We start from the raw sequence: 18243 nt of genomic DNA, 5'->3' as shown, positions 1-18243 counted from the left end.
CCGACCGCACTGTTCCGGCCCCGCCAGCCGGGCCGCCGCGCGCGGCGCCGGCGCCTCCCTTCGTGGCCCCTACTTGCCTTCCTTCGCCGCGCGCTTCTGCGCCGCCTTCTCCTTCATTTGCCCGAACAGCTCCGCGCACGGCACGTCGCGGTTGTTGCTCGGCGCGATCAGCGGAATCAGCGCCGCGAACGGGTTGATCAGGCCGAGCCCGACCATCGCGCCGGCGCGCAGCGCGAGCGCGCCCGCGTCGACGCCGACCTTCGGGTTCTTGAACGTGCCCTTCGCATACAGCGGCGAGCGCAGCGAGAAGACCCGGAAACCCTTCGTGTGCGGGTGGATCTTCAGGTCGATCGATTCGTCGCGCAGATTGACCGGGCCGTCGACGTTGATCAGCGCATCGTCCGTATCGAGCGCGAACACCTTCGGGTCGAGCATCCCGTCGGTCGCGACGAAGTCGATCGCCGCGCAGTTGATGTTCACGTCGCGGGTGCCGAACAGCTTCTCGTAAACGACGTTCGCGACGTTCAGCCCCGCCGCCTCCATCAGCAGCAGGCTGATGCGGCCATCCGTGATGAGCGCCTTCACTTCGCCGGTCGAGGTACCCGCGAGCGCGGCCGGCGAGTTGCCGGTCGCCGACAGCGACGCGTCGCCGTTGATCTCGCCGAGCGCGGTCTGCATCACCTTCTGCGTCGGGAACAGCTGCTTGAGCCTCAGGTGACGCGCGGACAGCGTGAAGCGGCCCTTGAGCGGCGTGCGGCTGCCGTCCAGATGCGCGGTCGTCGCGAGCGTGCCGCCCGCGACGCCGAACTTCAGCGGCTCGAGCGTCAGCACGCCGTCCTGCATCAGAACGTGCGTGTACAGGTCGGTAATCGGCAGTTGCGGGCTCTTGATCAGCTTGCGGCCGGTGAACTTCACGTCCGCGTCGATCGCGCTCCAGCGCTCGGTGCGGAACCTCGAAACCGGCAGCACGCGGTCCGGCGGCTGGCGCGTCGTGTCGCCGCGCTTCGCCTTGCTCGCGGCCGTGTCGGCGCCGATCACCGGCGCGAGGTCGGAGAACTGCAGCAGTTTCGACTCGAGCTCGCCCGACAGCTTCGGCCGCGGCTCGCGCTGCGCCCAGGTGAGCGTGCCGCGCAGATCGCTGCCGCCCACGCGGCCGTTGAAGTCCTCGTAGCGGAACGTGCTGGCGCCCTGCTTGATGTTGCCGATCAGCCGCCCTTCGGTCGCATACGGCGGCGTGTCGGGCAGCGTGATGCCGGTAATCTGGTAGAGGTGCGACATCGACGTGCCCTGCAGCCATAACCGCAGGTCGAGCGCCGCGAGATGCATCGGGTCGGTCAGCGTGCCGACGATCGCGAGCCGCGTGTCGCCGGCCTTCACGTCGGCCTGCAGCGGGAACGGCTGCGTCGACTTCTCGATCGCCAGCACGCCGCCCACCTTGCCGGTGCCGCTGATCGGCACGTTCTTGTAGCGGCCGTCGACCTTGAGCCCGAACGCATAGGTCGGGCCGGACGGCTTCGCGGGCGCGGCGGCCGCCGACGCACCGGATGCACCTGACGCACCGCTCGCGCCGGATGCCGGCGCGGCCGTCGATGCAGAGGAAACCGAAGTAGCCGGAGCGGCGCCGGACACTCCCGACGCCGCAACGGCAGACGCCCCGCTCGCCGCCTGCGGCGCCGACGCACCCGACGCGGCTTCCGCATTCGCCTTCGCGCTCAATTGCGCGGCGCCGTGCTTGCCGACGCGCTGGGCCGATGCCGCACGCGACCTCTGTTCCTGTTCCTTCAGCACGTCGCCGAGCGGAATCGGCTGGCCGAGCGTATCGATCGCGACCGTGAGATCGGCCTTCGTGATCGCATCGCGATACGTGACGATGCCCTTCGCGAACCCGAAGCTGTCGAGCCGCACCTTCCACGGCGACGGCTGCGCGGATTGCTTGAACTGGAAGGTCCACGTATTGCGGCCGTCGGCGAGCCGCTCGAGGTCGACCGCGGGATTGACGACATCGATCGACGGAATGACGATTTCGTGCGCGAGGAGCGGCAGGATGGCGAGATCGAAATGCGCGGCATCGACCGTGACGAACCTGGGCCCCTTCGCCCAGTCCGGATTGCCGATCTCGAGTTGCGTGGCCGAGAAGCTCGGCCAGGGTACCCATGCGCGCCAGCCGGTCTCGCCGTCGGGGCGACGCCAGCCGACCTTGAGATCGCCGTTGATCGCAAACGAACGGCCAAGCGCGGTACTCACATGTTCGTTGACCCACGGTTTCGCGCGGTTCCAGTCGAACGTGACGATAAAAATGCCGGCGGCCGCGATGATCAGTGCGACGATGCAGACGATCCATGCAGCCGATTTGCCGATGGCTCGGGCTAGCGTCATGGCGATTCCGTTGTTGTTATGCAGAGTGTGCACGCCATGTCGGGCCACGTGCGTGAATGAACGAAGCACGACACTGGCGGCTTTTCAATCTGTATTATGACGCACGCTCCGACGACGCCTCGGCGCCATTAACGCTTTTTTTCATTTTCGACATGACAGCCCCGACCGGTCTCATCGATGCGCAGCACATCACGCGCCGCGACGCCAGCAGCGGCAAGACCTTGCTGGCGCCGACCGACTTCAGCCTCGCCGCGGGATCGCGAATTGCTATCACCGGTCCATCGGGTTCCGGCAAGAGCGTGCTGCTGCGCGCGCTCGCGCTGCTCGATCCGCTCGATGGCGGTCAGATCCTGTGGCGCGGCCAGCGGATCAGGCGCGGCGCGATTCCGCGCTACCGGCGCAGCGTCGCCTACGTGCGCCAGCGACCCGCGCAGATGGACGGCACCGTCGAGGCACAATTGCGCTATCCGTACTCGCTCGCGATCTATCGCGACGCGACGTTCGACCGTGCGCGCGCCGAAGCGCTCGCGGCCCGCGCCGGTCGCGGCGCCGATTTTCTCGACAAGCGCGCGAGCGAACTGTCGGGCGGCGAAGCGCAGATCGCCGCGCTGCTGCGCGTGCTGCAACTCGACCCCGACGTGCTGCTGCTCGACGAGCCGACGTCCGCGCTCGACCCCGACTCCACGCGCGCGATCGAAGCGCTCGTCGGCGCCTGGTTCGACGCGGCACCCGATGCGCGCGCCTGCATGTGGATCTCGCACGATCCGGCGCAGGCCGCACGGATCGGCACGATGCGGCTCGTGATGCAGGCCGGCGTGCTGCACGCCGCGAGCACGACGGAGGCGGCACGATGAGCCCGGCACTGCAGGATCTGAGTCTCGTCGACGTCGGCATCGCCGCCGCGCTCGTCGCCGTCAATGGCGCGATCTCGGCGGCGCTGTCGCTCGGCCTCGGGCGCAAGCTCGCGCTCGCCGCCGTGCGCACCGTCGTGCAGCTGCTCGCGATCGGCTACGTGCTCGGCTGGGTGTTCGGCCATCCGCACTGGACGGTCGTGTTGCCGCTGACCGCGTTGATGACGCTGATCGCCGGCTTTGCGGGCGCCGGCCGCGGCAAGCACACGTATCGCGGACAACGCGTCGACAGCATCGCGTCCATCTGGTTCAGCAGCTGGTTCGTCGCGGCGATCGGGCTGTTCGTCGTGATCCGCATTCATCCTTGGTACGCGCCGCAATATACGATCCCGATCCTCGGGATGATCCTCGGCAATACGCTCACGGGCGTGTCGCTCGGCGTCGAACGGATGATGGAGGAACTGACGGCACGGCGCGACCGCGTCGAGACCGCGCTCGCGCTCGGCGCGACGCGCTGGGAAGCCGCGCAGGACGCCGCGCGCCAGGCCGTGCGGGCGGGCATGCTGCCGACGCTCAACCAGATGGCCGTCGTCGGTGTCGTGAGCCTGCCGGGGATGATGACCGGCCAGGTGCTGGCCGGCCAGTCGCCGCTGCAGGCCGTGCGCTACCAGATCGTGATCATGTTCCTGATCGCCGCGGCGTCCGCGCTCGGCACGGTCGGCGCGGTGCTGATGACGTATCGCCGGCTGTTCTCCGCCGATCACCGCTTTCTCGCATCGCGGCTCGAGGAACGCGCGCATTGACGCGCGGCGCCGCGACCCGCGCGGCATTGGCGCGGCGTGCGGTCAGCGGGCGCTGCGGCGTTTGCCGAGGGCCTGGCGCAACGCGGCCGTGACGTCGGCATCGGGCGCCAGCCCGTCGACCGACGCGACGAGCCGCACCGCGCGTGGTGTCGTCACATAGGCCTGCGCGCCGACATAACCGCCGCTGCCGGCCGAGCGCGTCGTGACGACGAGCGCCTGCGGCGCACGCGCACCGAGGTCGGCCGTGAAGGCGTCGGCGACGGTGCCGTCACGCGCATGCAGCACGCCGGTTACGTAGTCGTCCGTATCGAAGCCGGGCGCGGCATGCGCGGTCGAATACACGCGCACCGCATAGCTGCCGGTCGAGCACGGCTCGAGTGCGCCGCTCGACACGACGGCGACCTGCTGTCGCGACGGCAGCTCGACTTTCTTCGCGAAGCTGCAATCGTCGGCCGCCTGCGCATGGGTGGCGACGAACGCAGCGGCCGACAGCAGCGCGCGCATGCAATGTTTCATCGGGATGTCGTACTGGGAGAGGGAGAAGCCCGGGAGGATAGCGCGACATCCGCATCACGTCACGCGCGCCGCGGGGCGAATGGCCGCGCTGTCGGTGCGCGCCGGACACGACGCACATCAAACCTCAAACAACGGAAATACGCGAAGCCGCGCGCCACGAAACCGTCACGCGCGGCCCTGCCCGGATCACCGGATACGCATCGCGGTTGGTTGCGCACGCACCGGACGTCTCGCCGGCCCGCGCGCACCGCTCAGCGCTTGATCGACACCGTCACTTTCGTGCCGTCGCTCATCGAGACGGACTTCGACCCGCCATTGGTCGAAATCGACACCCACTTGACCTGGCTCACCGACACGACATCCGGGCACTGCAGCGACTTGCCGCCCGCGCTCACGTTGCGCGTGCCTTTCGGCGCGGCGGCCTGGAAGCTCATCTGCACGTTCGCGATCCCCTTCGCGTCGACCGACGGCGCGAGCCGCACCTGGGTCTGGCGCACCATCGCGCCGTTCGCGTCGCGCGGCAGGTTGTCGGCGTTCGGGCAACCGTCCGGCATCGCGACCGCGCCGCCCGGCGGCACCGACTTCCAGTTGAAGTCGTCCGTTTCGCCCGAGCGGATCTTGCGGGTCTCCTGCGTATTGCCGAAGGTCTTCGAATCGACCTTGACGGTGTATTCGAGCTGCCCTGTCCCGCCGCCCTTCAGGCTGCCCTTGACCGGCGGCGCCGCGAATACGCTCGCGCTGACGCACGCCGCCGCGAACACGGCAGACCACGATGCGGCGACTGACAAGCTGCGTTGGCTCATGCTGACCTCCTTGTAATGCGGCGGCACGCGCGTGCCGCGCGGTTTTCGATGCATGATGCGTTGCCAGTCTACCGCCAAGCGGCATGCAATGCGCCGCAAACGCATCGGGTGTTACCCCGCTTGCGTTCGCGACGCGGCATCCCGTACGCGCGACGCCGGCGCTCGGGAACACGCCGGGCAGACCCAGGTTTTCCGCCCCGAAGGAAGTCCCCTTGGGGGATGCCCATCGGCGCCTGGCGCGAAGCGACGCGTCTGCGGCACTCAGAAGCCGCTCAGCACCAGCTTGCCGATCGCGCGCCCGGCTTCGAGCAGCTGATGCGCGCGCCGCACGTTCGCGGCGTTGATCGTGCCGAGCTGTTCGCCGAGCGTCGTGCGCAGCGTGCCGCCGTCGACGAGCCGCGCCACCTCGCCCAGGATCTTGTGCTGCTCGATCATGTCCGGCGTCTCGAACATCGCACGCGTGAACATGAATTCCCAGTGAAACGCGGCGCTCTTCGCCTTCAGTTGCTCGACCGGAATCGGCTTCTCGTTCTCGACGATCGTGCAAATGCCGCCCTGCGGGCGAATTACTTCCGCCGCGGCAGGGAAATGACGGTCCGTGTCGTTGAAGATCAGCACGTAGTCGACGCTCGGGTGGCCGATTTCACGCAGTTGCGCGGGCAGGTCGCCGAAATGATCGACCACGTTGTCCGCGCCGAGCGAGCGCACCCATTCGGCCGACGCCGGCCGCGACGCGGTCGCGATCACGCGCAGCCCGGCGAGCGTCTTCGCGAGCTGGATCGCGATCGAACCCACCCCGCCCGCGCCGCCGATGATCAGCACCGACTTGCCCGCGTCCGCGCCCTGCGGCGACACGCGCAGCCGGTCGAACAGCGCCTCCCAGGCGGTCAGCGCGGTGAGCGGCAACGCGGCCGATGCCGCGAAATCGAGCGAGCGCGGCTTGAGCGCGGCGATCCGCTCGTCGACCGCGTGGAATTCGCTGTTTGCGCCGGGCCGCGTGATGCTGCCCGCGTAGAACACCTCGTCGCCCGGCCGGAACAGCGTGACCTCGGCACCGACCGCGACGACCGTGCCGGCCGCATCCCAGCCGAGCACGCGCGGCGTCTCCTCGACCTGCGGTTTCGGCGCGCGCACCTTGGTGTCGACCGGGTTCACGGAGATCGCCTCGACCTTCACGAGCAGGTCGCGCGGGCCCGGCACCGGTTGCGGCAGTTCCACGTCGACGAGCGCCTGCGGGTCGTCGATCGGCAGGTAACGGGTCAGTCCAACGGCTTTCATCACGAAACTCCTTCAGGGAAATCGGGCGGGCCGCGGCGCAGCCCCATGCATGCCATCGTAGGCGCCCCGATCCTTCGAGAAAACCGCTATATTTCCTGAAACATTTTCAGGAATTTCAGAATAATGAGGTCCGATCCGATTCCAGCCCCCGACAAGCCGCTCGACCTGCTCGACGTCGGCCTGTTCGTGCGCGCCGCGCTGCTCGCGAACGTGAGCGCGGCCGGGCGCGAGTTCGGCGTATCGGCCGCGGTCGCGAGCGCACGCATCGCGCAGCTGGAGCGCCAGCTCGGCGCGCGGTTGCTGCATCGCACCACGCGCCGCATCAGCCTGACGCAGGACGGCGAAGTCTTCATGGCCCGCGCCGAGGCGCTGCTGTCGGCCGCAGACGACGCGCGCGCCTCGGTCGGCCACGGCCGCAGCGAGCCGTACGGGCGGCTGAAAGTGTCGATGTCGTCGTCGTTCGGCCGCCAGCACGTCGCGCCCGTGATTCCCGCGTTCCTGCGCCGCTACCCGTCCGTGTCGCTCGACCTGCGGCTGTCCGACGAGATCGTCGACCTCGTCGACGACGGCTACGACGTCGCGATCCGCCTCGGTGCGCTGAAGGACTCGACGCTGGTCGCACGCAGGCTCGCCACGAACCGGCGCGTGCTGTGCTGCTCGCCCGCGTATCTCGCCGAACACGGCACGCCGCGCCATCCGGCCGACCTCGCGCAGCACGAATGCGTGATCCTCGGCGACCAGCGCGACTGGTCGTTCGTCACGCCGCAAGGCCCGCTCACCGTGCGGGTCGGCGGCCGGCTCGTCGCGAGCAACGGCGAGGCGATCCGCGAAGCGCTCGTCGACGGCTTCGGCATCGCGATCAAGTCGACCTGGGACGTCGGCCCGCTGCTCGCGAGCGGCGCGCTCGTCACCGTGCTCGACGACTACCCGTTCGCGAACGACGTCGCGATCTGGGCCGTCTATCCGAGCCGCGCGCACGTGCCGCTGAAGACGCTCGCGTTCATCGCGTTCCTGGCCGAACACTTCGGCGATCCGCCTTACTGGGATCGCGACCGGCAATCGCACGAATCACCCGAATAACCCGCACCGTCCGCCGAATCGCCGTGCGTGCGGCACCCGGCACGGCGCCCGCGCCGGCTCCCGGCGGCGATCCGGTCGCGATCGGATACCAACCGGCTACAATGGCGCGTTCGCGACGCAACGGCCCGACGCCGAACGGGGCCCGCGCTCGCAGGCGGCCGCATGCCGGCCGCGCACGCGTTTCATTCGCTTCCAAACATTCCGTCATGACCCACAACCTCGTCATCCAGAGTCTCGCGCCGTTGTCGGACGCGCATCACAAACCGCTGCTCGCGCTGTCGCGCGGCACCCGCATCGTGCAGACCGACGATCACGCGCTGCGCATCGAAAACGCCAACCCCGCGCAGCGTCTCGACATCGACGCGTACTGCGGCACGCATGCGCTCGACTTCGGCTTCGTCGAAGCCGGCCGCGCGCTGAGCGATTTCGGGCTCGTCGTGATGGACATGGACTCGACGCTGATCACAATCGAATGCATCGACGAGATCGCCGATTTCTGCGGGCTGAAGACGCAGGTCGCCGAGATCACCGAGGCGGCGATGCGCGGCGAGATCCGCGATTTCAACGAAAGCCTCACGCGCCGCGTCGCGCTGCTCGCGGGGCTCGACGCGCAGGCGCTCGAGCGCGTGTACGAGGAACGGCTGCAGCTGTCGCCCGGCGCGGAGACGATGCTCGCCGGCGTGAAGGCCGCGGGCCTGAAGACGCTGCTCGTGTCGGGCGGCTTCACGTTCTTCACCGAGCGCCTGAAGGCGCGCCTCGGCCTCGACTTCGCGCACGCGAACACGCTCGAGATCGTCGACGGCAAGCTGACCGGCAAGGTGCTCGGCGAGATCGTCAACGCCGACGTCAAGGCGCGCCTGCTGCGCGACACCTGCGCATCGCTCGGCATCGAGCCGAGCCGCGCGATCGCGATGGGCGACGGCTCGAACGACCTGAAGATGATGGCCGAAGCCGGGCTGTCGGTCGCGTTCCACGCGAAGCCCGTCGTGCGCGATGCGGCCACCGTCGCATTCGACCACGTCGGCCTCGACGGGCTGCTGCGGCTGTTCTGATTTCCGATCCGCGCAAGCCGCCCATGAAAAACGCCCGCGCGATGCAACATCGCGCGGGCGTTTTGTTGTTCCGCTCGGGGTTCGGTGCTCAGCCGAGCGTGGACTGCATCGCGCGCTCGATATCCGCGCGCAGGTCGGCTTCGTCTTCGAGACCGACGTAGAAGCGTACCAGCGTGCCGCGATGCGGCCAGTCCGGGCGCATCGACGCCACGTCGTAAGGCATCGCGAGGCTGCACGCGCCGCCCCAGCTCCAGCCGATCGCGAACAGCTCGAGCGCCTCGACGAAACGATCGATCTGCTCGGCACTGTAGCGCTCGTCGAACACCACCGAGAACAGCCCGCCCGCGCCGGTGAAGTCGCGCATGAACGATGCGTGCCCCGGACAGTCCGGCAGTTGCGGATGCAGCACGGCCGCGATCTCCGGACGCGCCTTCAGCCATTGCGCGAGCGCGAGCGCGCTCTTGCTGTGCGCATCGAAGCGCACCTGCATGCTCGGCAGGCTGCGCAGCACGAGCGAGCAGTCGTCGACCGACACGCCGATCCCGCAGCGCATCCGGGCGAGCTTCAGTTGCGCCTGCAGCGCCGCGCTCGCGGTGATCGTCGCGCCCATCAGCACGTCGCTGCCGCCCGATTGATACTTGGTCAGCGCCTGCACCGAGATGTCGACGCCATGCTCGAACGGCTTGAACGCGAGCCCGGCCGAATACGTGTTGTCGATCGCGGTGACGATGCCGCGCGCCTGCGCGACCGCCGTGATCGCACGCACGTCGGGCACTTCCATCGTCACCGAGCCCGGCGCCTCGATCCAGATCAGCCGCGTGTTCGGCTGGATCAGGTCGGCGATGCCGGCGCCGACGAGCGGATCGTAGAAGCGCGCGGTGATGCCGAAATCCTTCGCGAGCCAGTTGCCGAAATCGGCATTCGGCCCGTAGACGTTGTGCGGGATCAACACGTCGTCGCCCGCCTTCACGATCCCGAAATAGACGTTCATGATCGCCGCGAGACCCGACGGCTGCAGCAGCGCATGCGAGCCGCCTTCGATCTCGGCGAGCCGCTGCGCGAGCGCGAGCGACGTCGGGGTCGCATGCAGCCCGTAGCGCCACTGGTTGTCGTCGTGCCAGACCAGCGCGCGCATCGTCGCGAGATCGGGGAACACGACCGTCGATGCACGCTCGACCGGCGGCACGAACGAACGGAAGCCATCCGGGATGTTGTCGTCGGGTTGAACGATGCGGGTCTGGAGTGCGCGCTTCGGAGTGGATGCAGTCATGGCAGGAGGCCCGGAGAAAGGCCGTTCGGTTGCGGAATAGGTCGCTAGGTTAGCCAAAATCGGCGCTGTTGGCCCGGTACAATGCGCGCCGCATGCGCCGAGCCAGCGCGCGCTCAGTCGTCGGTGCGCAGATTGACAACGTTGCCGACCGTCTCGATTTCCTGCACGCGGCCGTCGCGTACCTGCAGCGCCGCGCGCTTGCCCGGCGCCAGGCGCAGCACGACGGGTTGCGGATCCGATTCGTCCGAGTTCATCCGGTCGGCCTTCAGCTCGCCCGTCGCGTCGAAGCGGCCGATCCACACGCCCGTGATGTTCGTGCCGTCGTTCGATTCCTCGATCTCGAGCGTGTCGCCGTCGCGATCGCCGGCGAGCAGCACCACCTCGCCCGTGTCCGCGAACTGGTATTCGCCGTGCACGCCTTCCTCGTCCGTCTTCGGGCCGAGATGCACGACGATCGGCCGATCGCCGAGCGTGCCTTCGTAACGCGGCAGGCGGGCGAATTCCGGATTCGGCCGCAGCGGCCGGGCGGGCGCCGCTTCATCCTGCTGCGCGCCCGACGCGGCAGCCTGTGCCGCGACCACGCCCGGCATCGTGAGGCCCGCCGCCAGCGCGCCGGCAATCACCAGCGCCCGTTGCCATTGCGAATATCGACCCACCTTGTGTTGCTCCTTGCTTCAGATTCGCTCGAAAATCGCGGCGACATGCTGCGCGTCGCCGCTGCACATCGATCGCCACGCGCACGTGGCGACCGCCGATGCGCAGGCGCCGAGCGCGGTACGCACACCGCTCGCCAGCCGTTCACGTCGCCCGTCATCCGGGCGTTCGAGTGAACACGTCGCGTCGCCGGCGTGCGGGAGCCGCGTCAGCCCTGCATCAGGCGTTCCACCGCGTCGCGGCGCGGAATCGGCGCGACCGCGCCGTAGCCGGTCGTCGACAGTGCCGCCGCCGCGTTCGCATAACGCGCGGCCGCGAACGGATCGTCGCCTGCGACGATCCGCGCAACGAACGCACCGCCGAAGCAGTCGCCCGCGCCCGTCGCGTCGACGGCCGCGACCGCGAAGCCCGGCACCACGCGCCGTTCGTTCGGCGTCGCGACATACGCGCCTTCCTTGCCGAGTTTCAGCGCGACGACCCGCGGCCCGTGCTCGAGCATCGCATCGACGATCGCGTCGCGGTCGTTCGCACCGGTGAGCGCCGTGACGTCGTCCCAGCTCGGCAGGCAGATGTCCGTCTGGCGCAGCGCTTCGCGCATTACCGCGCGGGCGCGTGGCAGCGGCCACAGCTTCAGGCGCAGGTTCGTGTCGAAGCTGACCTGCGCGCCGTTGCTGCGCGCGTGGTCGATCGCCGCGAACGCGGCGTCGCACGCGGCCGTGCCGATCGCGAGGCTGATGCCCGACAGGTGCACGGCCCGCGCCGCGGCCAGCGCATCGAGCGGCAGATCGGCCACCGCGTAGCGGCTCGCCGCGGAACCCGCGCGCAGATAGTCGAACTGGTGGCCGTCAGCACCGTGCGTGACGAAATACACGCCGGTCGGCGCCGTGCGGTCGATCCGTACGTACGTCGTATCGACGTGCTCCGCCGCCCACATCTCGGTCAGCAGGCGGCCGAACGGATCGTCGCCGATCGCCGACACGAAGCCCGTCGACGCGCCCTGGCGCGCCGCGGCGATGCAGAAGTTCGACGTGTCGCCGCCGAAGCCTTGCAGGAACTCCGGCCGGCCCGGCTGCGACTGGTTGAATTCGATCATCGCCTCGCCGAGCGCGAGGATCTGCGGCAGCGCTGCGGTCATCGCTTAAACCTCGCCCCACAGGTCGTGGCCGTCCGCGCCCGTGATCTTCACCGACACGAAATCGCCGACCTTGTAGCGCTTCGACGCCTTGGTCGCCGGCTCGACGTAGACGACGCCGTCGATCTCCGGCGCATCGGCCGCCGTGCGGCCGATGCCGCCTTCCTCGCCGACTTCGTCGATCAGCACCTTGAGGGTCTTGCCGACCTTGCGCTGGATGCGCCGCGCCGACACTTCCTCGGCGACCTCCATGAAGCGCGCGCGGCGTTCTTCGCGCACCTCGTCCGGCAGTGCGCCGTCGAGTTCGTTCGCGGTCGCGCCTTCGACCGGCGAATACGCAAAGCAGCCGACGCGATCGAGCTCCGCCTCGCGGATGAAGTCGAGCAGCGTTTCGAACTGTTCTTCCGTCTCGCCGGGGAAGCCGGCGATGAACGTGCTGCGGATCGTCAGGTCCGGGCAGATCTCGCGCCACTTCTGCACGCGCTCGAGCACCTTCTCGGCGTTCGCCGGGCGCTTCATGCGCTTCAGCACGTCCGGATGCGCGTGCTGGAACGGCACGTCGAGATACGGCAGCACGTGGCCCTTGAACGGGCCTTCGGCCATCAGCGGAATGACTTCGTCGACGCTCGGATACGGGTACACGTAGTGCAGGCGCACCCACGCGCCGTACTGCGCGGCGAGTTCGCCGAGCGCGGCGACCAGGTCGGTCATGCGCGTCTTGATCGGCTTGCCGTTCCAGAAGCCGGTGCGGTACTTCACGTCGACGCCGTATGCGCTCGTGTCCTGCGAGATCACGAGCAGTTCCTTCACGCCGGACTTGAACAGGTTCTCGGCTTCGAGCATCACTTCGGCGACCGGGCGCGACACGAGGTCGCCGCGCATCGACGGGATGATGCAGAACGTGCAACGGTGGTTGCAGCCTTCGGAAATCTTCAGGTACGCGTAGTGGCGCGGCGTGAGCTTGATGCCGGCCGCCGGCACCAGATCGGTGAACGGGTCGTGCGGCTTCGGCAGGTGCGAATGCACGGCCTGCATCACTTCGCCCACCGCGTGCGGGCCGGTGACGGCGAGCACCTTCGGGTGGACTTCCTCGATCAGGTTCGAGCCGCTCGCGCTCGACTTCGCGCCGAGGCAGCCGGTGACGATCACCTTGCCGTTCTCGGTCAGCGCTTCGCCGATCGCGTCGAGGCTCTCCTGCACGGCTTCGTCGATGAAGCCGCAGGTGTTCACGACGACGAGGTCGGCGCCGTCGTAGGTGCCGGAGATTTCATAACCTTCGGCACGCAGCTGCGTGATGATTTGTTCGGAGTCGACGAGGGCTTTCGGGCACCCGAGCGATACGAAGCCTACTTTGGGGGACTGGGACATCTGGAATGTGGGGGCGTGGCGGCAAAAGCGTGAGTTTACAGCTATTTATGGGTCAGCGAGGCAAAAACGGCGGTTGGTGGCGGTGCAGGCGCCGGCTCGAATGAGCTGGCCGGCGGGCGGCCGCCCCCGATGTCGCGCTTGATGCGTCCCTTTCAGTTTGGGGAGGATGGGCGTTGGGCTCCGTCCCGGTACCAGCGCCAAGGGCCTCGCGGGGTGTTCCTTCGCGTAGCCCGGGATTGCCACATGCCGAACAGGTCCGCGCTACGGGCGGAGGGTCGGATCCATCGAGCCGCGAGCCGAGCCGAGCTCAACCCGGCACGGCCTGCGTCGTTACCGGCGCGGAGGCAGCTCCCCCAGCTCGTCACCGACGGCATCACCGTAGCGTCGACAGCACCAATCTTGGGGGCTCCTTGCAGATGGAAAGTCGGCGCCGATCGGCCGCACATCCACTTTCGCCCGCTTCGAATTGGGAAATCGCTGCCAGACCGAAATCGAATGGCTTCGCGTCTTCGTGCAACTCGGACGCGATCGACAAACAATCTACCTGAGCCAGGCCGCCAGTACCGCGACCATGGAAGCGTGGCTTCCGTTTCCGCCGTCTGCGAACACTCCAGCGCGATATCTCCGAAGTAGTCCATTTGAGTGAAGCTTTGCGATCGTCATTGAGGCAGCCTGTCCGCATTGACCTGACCTCGCCGGACGGAGTCTGAAATGCCGCGTATCGACGTCGTTGACGATCCCCAGAGCTGGATGGAACTACAACCTGAACTGGCCGCCGGCCTGAACGCCCTCAGCCACGCAGTGTATGGAAAGAGCCGGTTACCGATGCGAGTACGCGAAGCGGCACGCATGAGGATCGCGGAGGCCAACGAGTGTCAGTTGTGCCGCAACACGCGCGACGCCCAAGGACAAGCCAATGGTGTCGACGACGCGCTGTATGAACACGTCGTCGAATGGCGAACCTGGCCCGGATACAGCGAGCGCGAGCGATTGGCCATCGAGTTTGCCGAACGCTTTGCATTGGATCACGTTGCACTGAGCGCGGATGATGATTTTTGGATGCGTCTGCGCGTGGCATTCGAAGATGCCGAGATCGTCGATCTCGGCATTTGCTGTGCACTGTGGGTCGGTGCTGGCAGAGCCATGCGCGTGCTGGATGTCGGCCAGTCATGTTCGCTGGAGTTGCAGACCTCCACCGCACGTTCCTGAGTAAAGATGGACACACATCGAAGGAGTAAGCAGATGGGTACGATTGCAGTGACGGGAACCGCTTCCGGCATCGGAGCGGCAACGCAGGCGCGCCTGGCGAGTGAAGGGCATCGAGTCATCAGCGTCGACCGTCACGAGGCCGATGTTGTCTGCGACCTGGGCTCCGAGCCGGGTCGGCAGTTCGCGATCGAACGCATCAACGCGCTTTCGGACGGTCGCCTCGATGGCCTGGTGACCTGTGCCGGGGTCGGCGGCTTCCCGCATCGTCGTGGCGCGGAAGTCGCCGCGATCAATTACTTCGGCACGGCCGTTCTGTTGTCCGGACTGAGGCCGGCTCTCGCGGCGTCGGGAAACGCGTCGGTCGTCGTCATCAGTTCCAACTCGTCTACGGCCCAACCCGGGTGGCCCGAAGCACTGGCCGCCGCGTGTCTGTCCGGGGATGAAACGCTCGCCTGCACGATGGCCGACACGTTCGGACCAGTATTGACCTATCCCGCGACAAAGGCCGCGATTGCCCGACTTGTCAGGCGTTTGGCGCCAGGGAAGGACTGGATCGGAAGCGGAATACGATTAAACGCGATTGCACCGGGATTGATCGAGACGGCACTCGCGGCTGAAGGTCGTACCGATCCCGACATCGCACGTCAGCTCGACGCCTTCCCGATTCCCGCTGGCCGCCCGGGAACACCTGAAGAAGTCGCCTCGCTCATCGCGTTCTTGCTCGGAACGGAGTCCCGATTCATGTGCGGCTCGGTGATCTGGCTCGACGGTGGTACGGATGCCCTGCTCCGGCCGGACGACTGGCCAGTGCCGATGCAATTGGCGTGAGCGAGGCTGGCGGATGAGGGCAACGCAATCAAATACGTCCTGAAAGCGGTAGGTTATTAAGGATGGCATATCTTTTTCAGCATCGATTGGCGTAACAGAGCCAGATGCTGATGTGCTATGCCGTTCGGCTCGTAACCAGCTATCGAGCCCGCGCACCGACATCGACCGGATGAGTTCATACGCCTGTCCGGCGTTCGTGCTCAAGCAAACGGTATGAAAATCCCGAGGGGCATGGACTTCCTCTTTGTGGATGCAACTCATGATGCTCACGCAAAAATCCCGACGCTCATTTCTCAATGGAACACCGTTGGGGCGCTTGAAAGCGACGCCAAGCTGCGTTTCTCAGCCAAACTTCAGTCAAGTCGTAGCGGTTTGATCGGGAAGCGTTCGATCGTGATAGTCGAGGCCACTCGCGAAATCGGCGATACCAAGACGACCGAGCGGCGTTACTACTTGTCGTAGCCTGCCTCCCGATGCAGAGTGCATTGGCGTATCGAGAACAGCATCCACTGGGTACTGGACATGGCCTTCGGCACGATTGCAGAGAAATAACCGCCGCCTCGCTTCGTTCCGCGCCGCGCCCGGCTTCGCCCGGGCCGCTGCCATCGCACTGCCACGCATCTCCAACGGGAGACTCACTGCAGCGCTCATGAGAAATCCTCGACGAGTGCGCATTCCGGTGAGCCGCTGCCCGGCGGGTCAGCACGATCCGCAACCGCCGGCGCACGACAATCGCCCCGGACGCGACCCGCCATTATGCGAGAATCGGAACCTCCAACCGCTTCACTCCACGCACGACGGGGTTCGCATGACCACCCACATCACGATCGAATTCACCGAGCACGCCGCCGAAACCATCGGCGAGCAGACCAGCACCAGCTTTTCCTATGACCAGGGCGCCCACGTGCCGCAGCCTGGCGATTTCGTCGAGATCGAGAACTCGCAGCAAACGTTCCTCGTGATCGGCCGCGTGTTTTCGCTGAAGGCGAACTACTGCGCGGTGAAGCTCGTGCTCGACCTGCCGCCGGCGGACGATCAACAGGATTTCGATCGCGCGCTTTGAGCGAAGCCGGCGCGCCATGCCGGCATTGAGACGGCGCGTCGTCGCGCCGTCCGACACAACGGCGGCCGCCCGCGCCCGCGCACGCACGCGCGCCATCAGGCGCGACATGCTCCGCTTGTATTTCGCTGCTTGTCTGGAATTCGATCGACCGGACGACGGTCATGCCCGCCCCCACCCAGGGGCACGGGCATTCGGTGCCGACGATCAGGGACGACCGTCGGCGACATCTCGCGGCAGCGAGCCGCCAATCATCGTCGTGCCCGGGCACGCGACCGGCCGCATCGCACCCGCCGCACGTCGCGGCACCGACGCCCGACGGCTCGCGCCGCCGCGGCCGGCCTGCCGCGACATCGTTACTTCTTCTCCGGCTCCGGCGTGCCCGGTTGCTTGAACGGGAACGTGCTGAACATCGACTTCGCCTGATTCTGCATCTGCTCCTGCATCTGCACGAACATGTTCTTCGACTGCTCGATGTAGCTCGTCATCATCCCTTGCATCATCGGCGCCTGCATGTTCATGAACTGCGACCAGACTTCCGGATTCATCGCGTTGCCTTCGTACAGGTTCTTCGATTGATCCGCGAGCTTGTTCTGGATGTCGATGAACGCCTGGATGTTCTTTTCCAGGTACGTGCCCATCATGCCCTGCATCGCATGACCGTAGAAACGGATGATCTGCGACAACATCGACGACGAGAACATCGGCACGCCGCCGCTCTCTTCCTCGAGGATGATCTGCAGCAGGATGCTGCGCGTCAGGTCTTCGTTCGATTTCGCGTCGACGACCTTGAAGTCCTCCTGTTCCAGCACGAGTTGCTTGACGTCGGTCAGCGTGATGTACGTGCTCGTCTCGGTATCGTAGAGCCGGCGGTTCGGGTACTTCTTGATGAGCCGCTCGGCCGTTTTCTTTGTAGTAGTCATGAAACGCCTTTGGGTGCAGCGTAGCGCAAGTGACAAATCCCCGCCTCCCGGATCCGGGAGGCGGGGGCCTTCGGAAACGCCAGGCTGCACGGCCGGTCCGGCCTGCGCAGCCCGGACGTTCAGCCCATGTGCAGGCCGCCGTTCAGCGAGAAGTCGGCGCCGGTCGAGAAGCCGGAATCGTTCGACGCGAGCCACGCGACGATCGAGCCGATTTCCTCCGGCGCACCGAGACGCCGCACCGGAATCGTCGCGACGATCTTCTCGAGCACGTCCGGACGGATCGCCTTCACCATGTCGGTGCCGATGTAGCCGGGCGACACGGTGTTGACCGTCACGCCCTTCGTCGCGACTTCCTGCGCGAGCGACATCGTGAAACCGTGGATGCCGGCCTTCGCGGTCGAGTAGTTCGTCTGGCCGAATTGCCCCTTCTGGCCGTTCACCGACGAGATGTTGATGATCCGGCCCCAGCCGCGCTCGACCATCCCGTCGATCACCTGCTTCGTCACGTTGAACAGGCTCGTCAGGTTGGTGTCGATCACGGCCGTCCAGTCTTCATGCGTCATCTTGCGGAACACGACGTCGCGCGTGATGCCCGCGTTGTTGACCAGCACGTCGACCTCGCCGACTTCGGCCTTGACCTTGTCGAACGCTGCCTTGGTCGAGTCCCAGTCGCCGACGTTGCCTTCCGACGCGATGAAATCGTAGCCGAGCGCCTTCTGGTCCTCGAGCCACTTCACCCGACGCGGCGAGTTCGGGCCGCAACCCGCGACCACCTTGAAGCCGTCTTTCGACAGACGCTGGCAGATGCTGGTGCCGATGCCGCCCATCCCGCCCGTTACGTACGCAATTCGCTGAGACATAAATCTCACTCCATTTTTTGGTTTCGAGAGCCGCCGGAGGCCCCTCTGACTTCACGTGGCACCGGCCGAAGCCGCAATCGGCCGGCGCCCGGATTGGTTTGGCAGTGACGGACGACCGGTTACGGACGCTCGACCGCGAGCGCGACGCCCATCCCGCCGCCGATGCACAGCGACGCCAGT

18 protein-coding genes are annotated in these 18243 nt (G+C 66.9%); 8 read left to right on the top strand and 10 right to left on the bottom strand.

The annotated features are described in order from the left end of the window. Positions 1–69: 69 nt before the first annotated feature. Complete coding sequence (locus U4Z64_RS34055; protein ID WP_321822316.1) at positions 70–2376, bottom strand: AsmA family protein; 2307 nt, start codon at positions 2374–2376, stop codon at positions 70–72. Positions 2377–2528: 152 nt separating this feature from the next. On the opposite strand from U4Z64_RS34055, the gene U4Z64_RS34050 reads away from it, so the two are divergent. Both U4Z64_RS34050 and U4Z64_RS34045 read left to right on the top strand, forming a co-directional pair. Continuing rightward, positions 2529–3230, top strand: a complete 702-nt coding sequence (locus tag U4Z64_RS34050; protein ID WP_321808858.1) for an ATP-binding cassette domain-containing protein — start codon at positions 2529–2531, stop codon at positions 3228–3230. Then, positions 3227–4030 carry an ABC transporter permease gene (locus tag U4Z64_RS34045; protein ID WP_321822315.1) on the top strand — a complete coding sequence of 268 codons (804 nt, stop codon included), beginning with the start codon at positions 3227–3229 and terminating at the stop codon, positions 4028–4030. Before U4Z64_RS34050 ends, U4Z64_RS34045 begins: the two co-directional genes overlap by 4 nt. A gap of 42 nt (positions 4031–4072) precedes the next feature. On the opposite strand, the gene U4Z64_RS34040 is transcribed toward U4Z64_RS34045, so the two are convergent. From U4Z64_RS34040 to U4Z64_RS34030, 3 genes are all read right to left on the bottom strand, one after another. Beyond that, on the bottom strand, positions 4073–4546 hold the full coding sequence (locus U4Z64_RS34040) for a PliI family lysozyme inhibitor of I-type lysozyme (protein ID WP_321822314.1): 474 nt from the start codon (positions 4544–4546) through the stop codon (positions 4073–4075). 251 nt (positions 4547–4797) lie between these two features. Continuing rightward, positions 4798–5349, bottom strand: a complete 552-nt coding sequence (locus tag U4Z64_RS34035) for a DUF6013 family protein (RefSeq protein WP_124485415.1) — start codon at positions 5347–5349, stop codon at positions 4798–4800. Positions 5350–5610: 261 nt separating this feature from the next. Then, positions 5611–6627: a zinc-binding alcohol dehydrogenase family protein gene (locus U4Z64_RS34030; protein WP_321822313.1), complete on the bottom strand. Its 1017-nt coding sequence runs from the start codon at positions 6625–6627 to the stop codon at positions 5611–5613. Between the two features lie 123 nt (positions 6628–6750). On the opposite strand from U4Z64_RS34030, the gene U4Z64_RS34025 reads away from it, so the two are divergent. Then, positions 6751–7707 (top strand): LysR family transcriptional regulator, encoded by a 957-nt coding sequence (locus tag U4Z64_RS34025; protein ID WP_321822312.1) that lies wholly within the window; start codon positions 6751–6753, stop codon positions 7705–7707. Positions 7708–7913: 206 nt separating this feature from the next. After that, positions 7914–8759 carry a phosphoserine phosphatase SerB gene (serB, locus tag U4Z64_RS34020; protein WP_044848905.1) on the top strand — a complete coding sequence of 282 codons (846 nt, stop codon included), beginning with the start codon at positions 7914–7916 and terminating at the stop codon, positions 8757–8759. A gap of 88 nt (positions 8760–8847) precedes the next feature. Here the strand turns inward: serB and U4Z64_RS34015 are convergent, their stop codons facing one another. The 4 genes from U4Z64_RS34015 to rimO all read right to left on the bottom strand — a co-directional run bounded on the left by U4Z64_RS34015 (position 8848) and on the right by rimO (position 13183). After that, on the bottom strand, positions 8848–10029 hold the full coding sequence (locus U4Z64_RS34015) for a cystathionine beta-lyase (protein ID WP_321822311.1): 1182 nt from the start codon (positions 10027–10029) through the stop codon (positions 8848–8850). 113 nt (positions 10030–10142) lie between these two features. Continuing rightward, on the bottom strand, positions 10143–10685 hold the full coding sequence (locus U4Z64_RS34010) for a hypothetical protein (protein WP_321799442.1): 543 nt from the start codon (positions 10683–10685) through the stop codon (positions 10143–10145). A gap of 206 nt (positions 10686–10891) precedes the next feature. After that, complete coding sequence (locus tag U4Z64_RS34005; protein ID WP_321799440.1) at positions 10892–11818, bottom strand: sugar kinase; 927 nt, start codon at positions 11816–11818, stop codon at positions 10892–10894. Between the two features lie 3 nt (positions 11819–11821). Next, the gene (gene rimO, locus U4Z64_RS34000; RefSeq protein WP_044848901.1) at positions 11822–13183 is read right to left on the bottom strand and encodes a 30S ribosomal protein S12 methylthiotransferase RimO; all 1362 of its coding nucleotides are present in this window, start codon (positions 13181–13183) and stop codon (positions 11822–11824) included. Positions 13184–13894: 711 nt separating this feature from the next. Here rimO and U4Z64_RS33995 point away from each other — a divergent pair. From U4Z64_RS33995 to U4Z64_RS33980, 4 genes are all read left to right on the top strand, one after another. Beyond that, positions 13895–14392, top strand: coding sequence for a carboxymuconolactone decarboxylase family protein (locus U4Z64_RS33995; protein WP_321822310.1), 498 nt, complete (start codon positions 13895–13897; stop codon positions 14390–14392). Positions 14393–14425: 33 nt separating this feature from the next. Then, positions 14426–15220, top strand: a complete 795-nt coding sequence (locus tag U4Z64_RS33990; RefSeq protein WP_321822309.1) for an SDR family oxidoreductase — start codon at positions 14426–14428, stop codon at positions 15218–15220. Positions 15221–15451: 231 nt separating this feature from the next. After that, complete coding sequence (locus U4Z64_RS33985) at positions 15452–15682, top strand: hypothetical protein (protein WP_321822308.1); 231 nt, start codon at positions 15452–15454, stop codon at positions 15680–15682. 346 nt (positions 15683–16028) lie between these two features. Further along, positions 16029–16283, top strand: coding sequence for a hypothetical protein (locus U4Z64_RS33980; protein ID WP_044848895.1), 255 nt, complete (start codon positions 16029–16031; stop codon positions 16281–16283). 353 nt (positions 16284–16636) lie between these two features. On the opposite strand, the gene phaR is transcribed toward U4Z64_RS33980, so the two are convergent. Together phaR and U4Z64_RS33970 are read right to left on the bottom strand one after the other, a co-directional pair. Continuing rightward, positions 16637–17203, bottom strand: a complete 567-nt coding sequence (gene phaR / locus U4Z64_RS33975; protein ID WP_006478701.1) for a polyhydroxyalkanoate synthesis repressor PhaR — start codon at positions 17201–17203, stop codon at positions 16637–16639. Between the two features lie 119 nt (positions 17204–17322). Continuing rightward, positions 17323–18063 carry a 3-ketoacyl-ACP reductase gene (locus tag U4Z64_RS33970; RefSeq protein WP_321822307.1) on the bottom strand — a complete coding sequence of 247 codons (741 nt, stop codon included), beginning with the start codon at positions 18061–18063 and terminating at the stop codon, positions 17323–17325. Positions 18064–18243: the final 180 nt, after the last annotated feature.

Source organism: Burkholderia sp. BCC1996 (genome assembly GCF_905339955.1).
Taxonomy (GTDB): Bacteria; Pseudomonadota; Gammaproteobacteria; order Burkholderiales; family Burkholderiaceae; genus Burkholderia.
This window is presented reverse-complemented; position numbering and strand designations above follow the sequence as displayed.

Coding starts and splice junctions, on each gene's coding strand:
- U4Z64_RS34005 (WP_321799440.1), bottom strand. CDS start 11,818: ATGACCGCAGCGCTGCCGCAGATCCTCGCGCTCGGCGAGGCGATGATC.
- rimO (WP_044848901.1), bottom strand. CDS start 13,183: ATGTCCCAGTCCCCCAAAGTAGGCTTCGTATCGCTCGGGTGCCCGAAA.
- U4Z64_RS34015 (WP_321822311.1), bottom strand. CDS start 10,029: ATGACTGCATCCACTCCGAAGCGCGCACTCCAGACCCGCATCGTTCAA.
- U4Z64_RS34030 (WP_321822313.1), bottom strand. CDS start 6,627: ATGAAAGCCGTTGGACTGACCCGTTACCTGCCGATCGACGACCCGCAG.
- U4Z64_RS33970 (WP_321822307.1), bottom strand. CDS start 18,063: ATGTCTCAGCGAATTGCGTACGTAACGGGCGGGATGGGCGGCATCGGC.
- U4Z64_RS34045 (WP_321822315.1), top strand. CDS start 3,227: ATGAGCCCGGCACTGCAGGATCTGAGTCTCGTCGACGTCGGCATCGCC.
- serB (WP_044848905.1), top strand. CDS start 7,914: ATGACCCACAACCTCGTCATCCAGAGTCTCGCGCCGTTGTCGGACGCG.
- U4Z64_RS34035 (WP_124485415.1), bottom strand. CDS start 5,349: ATGAGCCAACGCAGCTTGTCAGTCGCCGCATCGTGGTCTGCCGTGTTC.
- U4Z64_RS33990 (WP_321822309.1), top strand. CDS start 14,426: ATGGGTACGATTGCAGTGACGGGAACCGCTTCCGGCATCGGAGCGGCA.
- U4Z64_RS34050 (WP_321808858.1), top strand. CDS start 2,529: ATGACAGCCCCGACCGGTCTCATCGATGCGCAGCACATCACGCGCCGC.
- U4Z64_RS33985 (WP_321822308.1), top strand. CDS start 15,452: ATGGACTTCCTCTTTGTGGATGCAACTCATGATGCTCACGCAAAAATC.
- U4Z64_RS33995 (WP_321822310.1), top strand. CDS start 13,895: ATGCCGCGTATCGACGTCGTTGACGATCCCCAGAGCTGGATGGAACTA.
- U4Z64_RS34055 (WP_321822316.1), bottom strand. CDS start 2,376: ATGACGCTAGCCCGAGCCATCGGCAAATCGGCTGCATGGATCGTCTGC.
- U4Z64_RS34025 (WP_321822312.1), top strand. CDS start 6,751: ATGAGGTCCGATCCGATTCCAGCCCCCGACAAGCCGCTCGACCTGCTC.
- U4Z64_RS33980 (WP_044848895.1), top strand. CDS start 16,029: ATGACCACCCACATCACGATCGAATTCACCGAGCACGCCGCCGAAACC.
- phaR (WP_006478701.1), bottom strand. CDS start 17,203: ATGACTACTACAAAGAAAACGGCCGAGCGGCTCATCAAGAAGTACCCG.
- U4Z64_RS34040 (WP_321822314.1), bottom strand. CDS start 4,546: ATGAAACATTGCATGCGCGCGCTGCTGTCGGCCGCTGCGTTCGTCGCC.